This window comes from Streptomyces sp. TRM64462 (genome assembly GCF_013362995.1).
Lineage (GTDB): Bacteria > Actinomycetota > Actinomycetes > Streptomycetales > Streptomycetaceae > Streptomyces.
Genome location: NZ_JABWDV010000221.1, coordinates 1 through 9,200, shown reverse-complemented (window position 1 = coordinate 9,200; position 9,200 = coordinate 1). Strand labels below are relative to the sequence as shown.

Below are 9,200 nucleotides of genomic sequence, written 5' to 3'. Positions count from 1 at the left end.
GCCCGCGCGGCCAAGGACGGCTTCGGTGTCATCGCCAGCCGGGTCGTCGGCGAGATCTTCATCACCTTCGGCGTGCTCATGCTGCTCTTCGTCGCCTACCAGCTCTGGTGGACGAACGTGCAGGCCGGCCTGGAGGTCGACAGAGCGAAGGACCGCATCACGGAGGACTGGGCGAAGGGTGACAACGCGCCCAAGGCCTTCGAGCCCGGCCAGGGCTTCGCGATCCTCCACATCCCCCAGCTGGACGTCGTCGTGCCGGTTGCCGAGGGCATCGAGAAGGAGGGCGTCCTCGACAAGGGCATGGTCGGCCACTACGCGGAGGGCGCACTCAAGACCGCCATGCCCTCCGACAAGCAGGGCAACTTCGCGGTCGCGGGACACCGCAACACCCACGGTGAGCCGTTCCGCTACATCAACCAGCTCCGGCCCGGCGACCCGATCGTCGTCGAGACCCGGGACACGTACTACGTCTACGAGATGGCGAGTATCCTTCCGCAGACCCCGCCGTCGAACATCTCGGTGCTCAAGCCGATCCCTGACGGCTCCGGCTTCACCGCCCCCGGCCGGTACATCACCCTGACCACCTGCACCCCGGAGTTCACCAGTACCTACCGGATGATCGTGTGGGGCAAGATGGTCGAGGAACGGCCGCGCAGCAAGGGTGAACCGGACGCGCTCGCATCCTGAGACCGCTGAAACTCAAGACGGGAAGATGTAGTGGGACGTGCCCGCAGCCGGATCGCCGGCGCCATCAGTGTCTTCGGCGAACTGCTGATCACCGCAGGTGTGCTGATGGGCCTGTTCGTCGTCTACTCGCTGTGGTGGACCAACGTCCTGGCCGACCGCGAGGCCGGCAAGCAGAGCGACGCCATACGCGACAGCTGGGCCCAGACGGACACCGGGCCCGGTGCCCTGGACACCAAGGACGGCATCGGCTTCCTGCACGTCCCGGCGATGAACAACGGCGAAGTGCTGGTCAAGAAGGGCACCGGTGACGACGTCCTCAACCACGGCGTCGCCGGCTACTACACCGACCCGATCAAGTCCGCGCTCCCGCAGGACAAGAGCGGCAACTTCACCCTGGCCGCCCACCGCGACGGGCACGGCGCGAAGTTCCACAACATCCACAAGATCAAGTTCGGTGACTCGATCGTCTTCGAGACCAAGGACACCTGGTACGTCTACAAGGTCTACAAGACGCTTCCGCAGACGTCGAAGTACAACGTCGAGGTCCTCCAGCCGGTGCCCGAGCAGTCCGGCAAGACCAAGCCCGGCCGCTACATCACCCTCACGACCTGCACCCCGATCCTGACCTCCGACTACCGCTACATCGTGTGGGGCGAACTGGAGCGCACGGAGAAGGTCGACAAGGACCGCACCAAGCCGGCGGAACTCCGCTAGGTCATCATCAGGTCATCCCAGGTCCGGCCAGGTCCGGCCAGGTCCGCCAGCTCCGCCAGGAACCGGGAACGCGAACGGCCCGGCACCCTCAGAGGTGCCGGGCCGTTCTCATGCCACCGTGCGGTGGGTCACTCCTCGGTGCGGACGACCGTGCCGCTGGTGCCGCCGAACCAGCCGGCGCTGTTGTCGTTGTTGTCCCCGTCGCCGGTGCCGCCCTGGTCGCCACCGCCGCCCAGCGGCTGGGTCTTGACCTTGATGACGCTGTTCGGGTCCGCCTTCTTACCAGGCTTCGGGTCCTGCTCCACGACGACGGCGGCGTCGTTGTCCGGGCCTTCCTCGACCTGGATCTGGAAGCCCTGCTGCTGCGCGATCTGCTTCGCCTGGCCCAGGAACATCTGCGTCACCCGGGGAACGTCGACCTGTTGCTGCTGCGGTCCCTTCGAGACCTTCAGCGTGATCGCCGTGCCCTCCGCGACGCGCTCGCCGTCCTTCGGGTCCTGGCCGATGACCTCACCGGCGGGCTTCTCCGAGTCGACGTCCTCACGCAGCACCCGGAACTCCAGGGTCTCCAGCTGCGCCTTGGCCGCGTCGAACTGGCTGCCCACCACCGGAGGCACGGTCACCTTGCTCTTGGTCGCGATGGTGATCGTGACCTCGGTGCCCTTCTCCGCCTCGGAGCCGCCGTCGGGATCCTGCTTGATGACGGTGCCCGTGGGCTTGTCGGACTCCTCGCGCTCGACCTTGACCTTGAAGCCCTCGTTCTTGAGGTTGGTGCTGGCCAGGTCCTCGTCCTGCTGCAGCACCACGGGCACCTTGACCTTCGGGGCGCCCTCGGACACCCACACCTGGATCGTGCTGCCCTCGGCGACCTTCGCCGTGCCGTTGGCGGCCGGGTCCTGGCGGCAGACCGAGCCCTTGGGCTGGTCGCAGCGCTCCGAGCCCGCGTTGACGACCGTCACACCGGTGTTCACCGCCGATCTCTCGGCGTCCTCGTACGTCTTGCCGACGAAGTTCGGGATCGTGACCTGACGTGTGCCGTCCTCGGAGCCGAACACCGCCTTGCCGATGAAGATGGCGCCCGCGAGCACCAGAATGCCCGCAAGGACCAGCACGACCGTCGACAGGCTGGACTTCTTCTGCGGCTGGCGGCGGCGTCCCGCGCCCCGGTCGTCGTAGCCGTAGCCGCCGTCGTCCGGGTTCATGGGCGGCAGCATCGACGTCTGCGCGCCCGGGTCCGCCTGGTGCATCGCGGCGGTCTGCTGGTCCGGGTGCGGATAGCCGTAGCCGCCGGCGGCGCCCATCGCGCCCATGCCGGCGGTCGCGGCGACCGGCTGGCCCTCCAGGCACGCCTCGATGTCGGCGCGCATCTCGTCGGCCGACTGGTAGCGGTAGTCCGGGTCCTTGACCAGGGCCTTCAGCACGATCGCGTCCATCTCGGGCGTGATCTCGGGATCGAAGACGCTGGGCGGCTGCGGCTCCTCCCGTACGTGCTGGTAGGCCACCGCGACCGGCGAGTCGCCGACGAACGGCGGGCGGACGGTCAGCAGCTCGTACAGCAGGCAGCCGGTGGAGTACAGGTCGGAGCGGGCGTCGACGGTCTCGCCCTTGGCCTGCTCCGGCGAGAGGTACTGGGCGGTGCCGATCACGGCCGCCGTCTGCGTCATGGTCATGCCCGCGTCGCCCATGGCCCGGGCGATGCCGAAGTCCATGACCTTGACCTGACCGGTCCGCGTCAGCATGACGTTCGCCGGCTTGATGTCACGGTGCACGATCCCGGCGCGGTGCGAGTACTCCAGCGCCTGGAGGATGCCGACGGTCATCTCCAGCGTGCGCTCGGGAAGCAGCTTGCGCCCGGAGTGCAGCAGCTCACGCAGGGTCGACCCGTCGACGTACTCCATCACGATGTACGGGATGGAGACCCCGGCGCCCCCGCCGGAGGCGTTGTCGTACACCATGTCCTCGCCGGTGTCGTACACCGCGACGATCGCCGGATGGTTGAGCGAGGCGGCAGACTGGGCCTCACGGCGGAACCGGGCCTGGAAGGACGGGTCACGGGCGAGGTCGGCCCGCAGCGTCTTCACGGCGACGGTGCGGCCGAGCCGGGTGTCGTGGGCGAGGTAGACCTCGGCCATGCCACCACGGCCGAGCACCGAGCCCAGCTCGTACCGGCCGCCGAGGCGACGCGGCTCTTCCATAACTGTTCCAGCCCTCTCCGTCAGTCCCGACCGCAACCGTCCCCGTGGTCCGGCGGTGTGCTGTTCGGGCACAGGCTACCGGCCACGGAAAGCTGATCAGGCCGCGACCGCAAGCTGATACGGGACCGGTACACAGGCACCACAGGGGCCACACCGTCACTGCCGGGTGTCGAGTACCGCCTTCATCACATCGCGGGCGATCGGCGCGGCCAGGCCGCCACCGCTGATGTCGTCGCGCGTCGCGTTCGAGTCCTCGACCACCACGGCGACGGCGACCGGCGAGCCGCTGTCGGTCTTCGCGTAGGAGATGAACCACGCGTAGGGGCGGGCCTTGTTCTTCTCACCGTGCTGCGCCGTACCGGTCTTGCCACCGACGGTGACGTCCTTGATACGGGCGTTCTTGCCGGTGCCCTCCTCGACCGTGACCTCCATCATCTTCTGGACGAGCTGTGCGGTCTCCGGCGACATCGGCCGGCTCATCTCCTGCGGCTCGTTCTTCTCGATCACATCGAGGTTCGGCGCCACGAGCTGGTCGACCATGTACGGCTTCATCAGCTTGCCGTCGTTGGCGATGGCGGCCGTGACCATGGCCATCTGGAGGGGCGTTGTGGCCGTGTTGAACTGGCCGATGGAGGACAGGGCGTTTCCGCCGCGGTCCATGTTCTTGTCGTAGACGGAGGCGGCGGCGCGGACCGGGGTGTCGATCTCCGGGTTGTTGAAGCCGAACTTCTCCGCCATCTCGACCATCTTGTCGCGGCCGACCTCGTCACCGAGCTTCGCGAACACGGAGTTGCAGGACCACTGCATGGCGTACACGAGGGTGGCGTTCTCGCAGCCCCGCGCGTGGTTGACCATCGGCTTGGTCGACAGCGGGATCTTGTACGGCTCCGGGGTGTCCGTCGGCGCGTTGATGTCGGTGACCTTGCCGTTCTCGATCGCCGCGGCGGCCGTCACCACCTTGAACGTCGAGCCTGGCGGGTAGATCTCGCGCAGCGCGCGGTTGAGCTTCGGCTTGTCCTTGTCCTTCTCCAGCTCGTTCCACGCCTTGCCGTCCTTGGCGGAGTAGCCGGCGAAGGAGGACGGGTCGTACGACGGGGTGGAGGCCAGCGCGAGGATCTTGCCGGTCTGCGGGTCGATGGCCGCGACGGCGCCCTTCTTGTCACCGAGGCCCTTGAAGGCGGCCTCCTGCGCGGCGGCGTTGAGCGTCGTGACGACGTTGCCGCCCTTCTTCGTCTCGCCCGTGAACATCGAGAGCGTGCGGTCGAAGAACAGCCGGTCGTCGTTGCCGGTGAGGATGGTGTCGTGCAGCTTCTCCAGCTGGTTGGCGTCGAAGGCCTGCGAGGCGTAGCCGGTGACCGGCGCCCACATGGGGCCGTTCACATAGGTCCGCTTGTACTTGTAGAGCGGGTCCTTCGAGTCGACGGAGCCGGTGATCGGCGTGTCCCCGACGATGATGTCGCCGCGGATGGACGCGTACCGCTCGATGGTGACGCGCTTGTTGCGCGGATGCGCGTTCAGCTCGTCGCTCCGTACGAACTGGATCCAGTTGTCCCGCAGAAGCAGCGCGAGCACCAGGAGGCCGCAGAAGATCGCGATATGGCGCAGGGGCTTGTTCACGGTCGGACCACCTGGGTCATCTCGGCGTCGGGGTTGGGTGCGGGGGAGGGAGCCGGGCGGCGCGCGGTGTCGCTGATGCGCAGCAGGATCGCGATGAGCGCCCAGTTGGCGATCACGGAGGAGCCGCCGTACGCGAGGAACGGCATGGTCATACCGGTCAGCGGGATGAGGCCCATCACACCGCCGGCGACGACGAAGACCTGGAGCGCGAAGGCGCCGGAGAGGCCGCACGCGAGGAGCTTGCCGAACGGGTCGCGTGCCGCCAGCGCCGTGCGCAGTCCGCGCTCGACGATCAGGCCGTAGAGGAGGAGGAACGCCATGACGCCGGCCAGGCCGAGTTCCTCGCCGACGGTGGCGAAGATGAAGTCGGAGTTGGCGGCGAAGTTGATGAGGTCGGAATTGCCCTGGCCGAGTCCGGTGCCGATGGTGCCGCCGGAGCCGAACGACATGAGGACCTGGGTCATCTGGTCGCAGGCGTAAGCCATGTTGGAGCCCTCAGGGGCCGTCTTCAGGCACTCGAAGGGATCCAGCCACGCGGCCACGCGGGACTGTACGTGGCCGGCGAACGAGCCGACGGCCACCGCGCCGCCGACGGCCATGAGCAGACCCATGACGATCCAGCTCGTCCGCTCGGTCGCCACGTACAGCATGATCACGAACATGCCGAAGAACAGCAGTGACGTACCGAGGTCGTTCTCGAAGACCAGGATGAGCAGGCTGAGCGCCCAGATGGTGAGGATCGGGCCGAGGTCGCGGCCTCGGGGCAGGTAGAGCCCCATGAAGCGGCGGCTGGCCAGGGCGAGCGCGTCGCGCTTCACCATCAGGTAGCCGGAGAAGAAGACCGCGAGCACGATCTTGGCGAACTCGCCGGGCTGGATGGAGAACGGGCCGACTCTGATCCAGATCTTGGCGCCGAAGACGTCCGCGCCGAGTCCCGGGACGAGGGGCAGCAGGAGCAGGACGATCGCCGCGGCCATGGAGATGTACGTGTAGCGCTGGAGAACGCGGTGGTCCTTCAGGAACAGCAGCACCAGGAGGAACATCGCCACGCCGATGGCGGAGTACATCAGCTGCTTGGGGGCGTCGCCGCTGAAGCTGCCGTACAGTCGCATGGACTGCGAGATCAGCCGCGGCGACTGGTCGAGGCGCCAGATCAGCACCAGCCCCATGCCGTTGAGCAGCGTCGCCAGGGGCAGCAGCAGCGGGTCCGCGTACTTGGCGAAGCGCCGCATCAGCAGATGCGCGATGCCGGCCAGCAGGCCGAGGCCGACGCCGTAGCCGAGCATGCCGGCCGGGACCTCGCCGTCGACGGCGAGACCCACGTTCAGATACGCGAAGACAGGGATCGCGACGGCGAACGCGAGCAGCAGCAGTTCGGTGTTGCGGCGGCTCGGCGCGTCGATCGCGCCGATGGTGGTCGTATTGGTGACAACGCTCATGGTGGTGAAAAGGCCCCCCTACGGGTTGCTTACTGCTTGCCGCAGTTCGAGGCCGCCCTCTTCTCGTCCGCCGAGAGGGTGGGGCCCGGGGAGGGAGAGGCTGCGGTGGGCGTGGTCGACGGCGTGGGCTTGGTGGTGCCCGCGGCGCCCGTGGCGCCGTCGGTCGGCTCCGCGGCGGGCGGCGGCGTGGCGCCGGCCCGGTCGGCGGCCTCGCGGAGCTGCTCCTGCTTCCGGCAGGCGCTGGCCTGGACGCCCAGCTCCTTGATCTTGGCCTCGGCCTTGGCCAGGCTGCCGCCGGCGATCGTCTCCTCGACCTGCTTCTGGTAGTAGGCGGGGAGGTACTTGAGTTCGATGTCGGGGTGGTCCTTCTCGACCTCCGACAGCGAGACCCACGCCAGGTCCTGGCTGATGCCCCGGTAGAGCGCGACATGGCCGTTGTTGGCGCCGACGAAGTACTGGGTCTGCGTCCAGCGGTAGCCGCCGTAGGCCCCGCCGCCGATGAGGGCGAGGATCAGCAGCGTGAAGAAGATCCGCTTGAACCACTTGCGGCCGGTGCGCGGCTTGTCGAGGTCCGCGGAACGGTACGTGTCGAAGCTGCCCTCGGGCGGCATCCCGGCGTAGCCGAGGTCGTCGCCGCTGCCGGGCGGGCCGAAGGCGCCGCCGTTGCCCGCGCGGGGCGCCTGCGGGGCTTGGCGGCCGAGGCCGGAGGCGCGGCCGGCGGGTGTCTGCATGGCGCCGCCGTCGTTGAGCTGCGGCTGGCTCTCGGCGACCGCGCCGACGACGACCGGGGTGTCGTTGAGCTGGCCGGCGAGGGTGTCGCCGCCGTCGACGTCGAGGACGTCGGCGACGATCACCGTGATGTTGTCGGGGCCGCCGCCACGCAGCGCGAGCTGGATGAGCTCCTGGACGGTCTCCTGCGGGCCCTGGTAGCTGGCGAGGGTCTCCTCCATCGTCTGGTGCGAGACGACGCCCGACAGACCGTCGGAGCAGATGAGGTAGCGGTCGCCCGCGCGGACCTCCCGGATGGACAGGTCCGGTTCGACGTGGTCGCCGCTGCCCAGCGCGCGCATCAGGAGGGAGCGCTGCGGGTGGGTGGTGGCCTCCTCCTCGGTGATCCGGCCCTCGTCGACGAGCCGCTGCACCCAGGTGTGGTCCTGCGTGATCTGCGTCAGGACGCCGTCGCGGAGGAGGTAGGCGCGGGAGTCGCCGACATGGACGAGACCGAGCCGCTGGCCGGTCCAGAGGAGGGCGGTGAGGGTGGTGCCCATGCCCTCGAGCTGCGGGTCCTCCTCGACCATCATGCGCAGCTGGTCGTTGGCGCGCTGCACCGCCGTACCGAGCGAGGTGAGGATGTCGGAGCCGGGGACGTCGTCGTCGAGCGTGACGAGGGTGGAGATCACCTCGGAGGAGGCGACTTCGCCGGCGGCCTGGCCGCCCATGCCGTCGGCGATCGCCAGCAGCCGCGGGCCGGCGTAACCGGAGTCCTCGTTGCCCTCGCGGATCATGCCTTTGTGCGACCCGGCGGCGAAGCGCAGTGACAGACTCATGCGCACCTCACCCGTCGGCTCGGGGTACAGCCGGTCTCGAGCCACACTGCCCACCCTCCGGTCGGGAGCCCCGTGCGGTCTCCTGGGACCGCTGGGACTCGCTCGCTCCGCTCGCTCATTGTCGTACTACTTCCGCAGCTCGATGACGGTCTTGCCGATGCGAATCGGTGCGCCCAGCGGAATGGGGGTCGGGGTGGTGAGCCGGGTCCGGTCGAGATACGTGCCGTTGGTGGACCCGAGATCCTCGACGATCCACTGGCCGTCACGGTCCGGGTAGATCCTGGCATGCCGGCTGGAGGCGTAGTCGTCGTCCAGCACGATCGTGGAGTCGTGCGCGCGGCCGAGCGTGATGGTCTGGCCCTGGAGCGCGACCGTGGTGCCGGTGAGGGTGCCCTCGGAGACGACCAGCTTGGTCGGGGCGCCACGGCGCTGGCGCTGCTGGGGCGGCGCGCTCTGGCGCCCGGTCTGCCGGTCGGCGCGGGCGCCCTCGCGGCGTGAACCGCGCTGGGTGACCCGCGTGCCGAACAGGTCGCTGCGGATGACCTGGACGGCCACGATGACGAACAGCCACAGTACGGCGAGGAAACCCAACCGCATGACCGTGAGGGTCAGCTCTGACATTGCCCCCGCTTCACCCTTCGGCTTGCCGGAAAACGATGGTGGTACTGCCCACGACGATCCGCGAGCCGTCGCGGAGCGTAGCGCGGGTGGTGTGCTGCCCGTCCACCACGATGCCGTTGGTGGACCCGAGATCCTGGATCGTCGAGGGCGTTCCGGTCCGGATCTCGCAGTGGCGGCGCGATACGCCGGGGTCGTCGATCCGCACGTCGGCGTCGGTGCTGCGGCCCAGTACGAGCGTGGGACGGGAGATCTGGTGGCGGGTGCCGTTGATCTCGATCCAGCGGCGCACGGGGCCGCCGGGTGCGTGCCCCGGGGCGCCCGTGGGGCCCGCGGGGCGGTGCGTGGCGGGGGCTCCAGGGACTCCGTGTGCGCCCGGCCCT

8 protein-coding genes are annotated in these 9,200 nt (G+C 68.8%); 2 read left to right on the top strand and 6 right to left on the bottom strand.

The features are described from left to right. Positions 1-687, top strand: a 687-nt coding sequence (locus tag HTZ82_RS09995) for a class E sortase (RefSeq protein WP_175408963.1), incomplete at its 5' end; no start/stop codon positions are given. Positions 688-717: 30 nt separating this feature from the next. Next, complete coding sequence (locus HTZ82_RS09990; protein ID WP_175408962.1) at positions 718-1,401, top strand: class E sortase; 684 nt, start codon at positions 718-720, stop codon at positions 1,399-1,401. Between the two features lie 128 nt (positions 1,402-1,529). On the opposite strand, the gene pknB is transcribed toward HTZ82_RS09990, so the two are convergent. From pknB to HTZ82_RS09960, 6 genes are all read right to left on the bottom strand, one after another. Further along, positions 1,530-3,596, bottom strand: a complete 2,067-nt coding sequence (gene pknB, locus HTZ82_RS09985; RefSeq protein WP_175408961.1) for a Stk1 family PASTA domain-containing Ser/Thr kinase — start codon at positions 3,594-3,596, stop codon at positions 1,530-1,532. Positions 3,597-3,752: 156 nt separating this feature from the next. Next, positions 3,753-5,213, bottom strand: coding sequence for a penicillin-binding protein 2 (locus HTZ82_RS09980; RefSeq protein WP_175408960.1), 1,461 nt, complete (start codon positions 5,211-5,213; stop codon positions 3,753-3,755). After that, positions 5,210-6,652, bottom strand: coding sequence for an FtsW/RodA/SpoVE family cell cycle protein (locus tag HTZ82_RS09975; RefSeq protein WP_175408959.1), 1,443 nt, complete (start codon positions 6,650-6,652; stop codon positions 5,210-5,212). Before HTZ82_RS09975 ends, HTZ82_RS09980 begins: the two co-directional genes overlap by 4 nt. 29 nt (positions 6,653-6,681) lie before the next feature. Then, positions 6,682-8,199 carry a Stp1/IreP family PP2C-type Ser/Thr phosphatase gene (locus HTZ82_RS09970; protein WP_175408958.1) on the bottom strand — a complete coding sequence of 506 codons (1,518 nt, stop codon included), beginning with the start codon at positions 8,197-8,199 and terminating at the stop codon, positions 6,682-6,684. Between the two features lie 126 nt (positions 8,200-8,325). Beyond that, positions 8,326-8,820 carry an FHA domain-containing protein gene (locus HTZ82_RS09965; RefSeq protein WP_175408957.1) on the bottom strand — a complete coding sequence of 165 codons (495 nt, stop codon included), beginning with the start codon at positions 8,818-8,820 and terminating at the stop codon, positions 8,326-8,328. 10 nt (positions 8,821-8,830) lie between these two features. Continuing rightward, the coding region (locus HTZ82_RS09960) for an FHA domain-containing protein (RefSeq protein WP_175408956.1) at positions 8,831-9,200 on the bottom strand (370 nt) is incomplete at its 5' end.

Bases quoted from the DNA above. Each gene is read 5' to 3' on its own strand.
- HTZ82_RS09975 (WP_175408959.1), bottom strand. From the start codon at position 6,652: ATGAGCGTTGTCACCAATACGACCACCATCGGCGCGATCGACGCGCCG.
- HTZ82_RS09970 (WP_175408958.1), bottom strand. From the start codon at position 8,199: ATGAGTCTGTCACTGCGCTTCGCCGCCGGGTCGCACAAAGGCATGATC.
- pknB (WP_175408961.1), bottom strand. From the start codon at position 3,596: ATGGAAGAGCCGCGTCGCCTCGGCGGCCGGTACGAGCTGGGCTCGGTG.
- HTZ82_RS09965 (WP_175408957.1), bottom strand. From the start codon at position 8,820: ATGTCAGAGCTGACCCTCACGGTCATGCGGTTGGGTTTCCTCGCCGTA.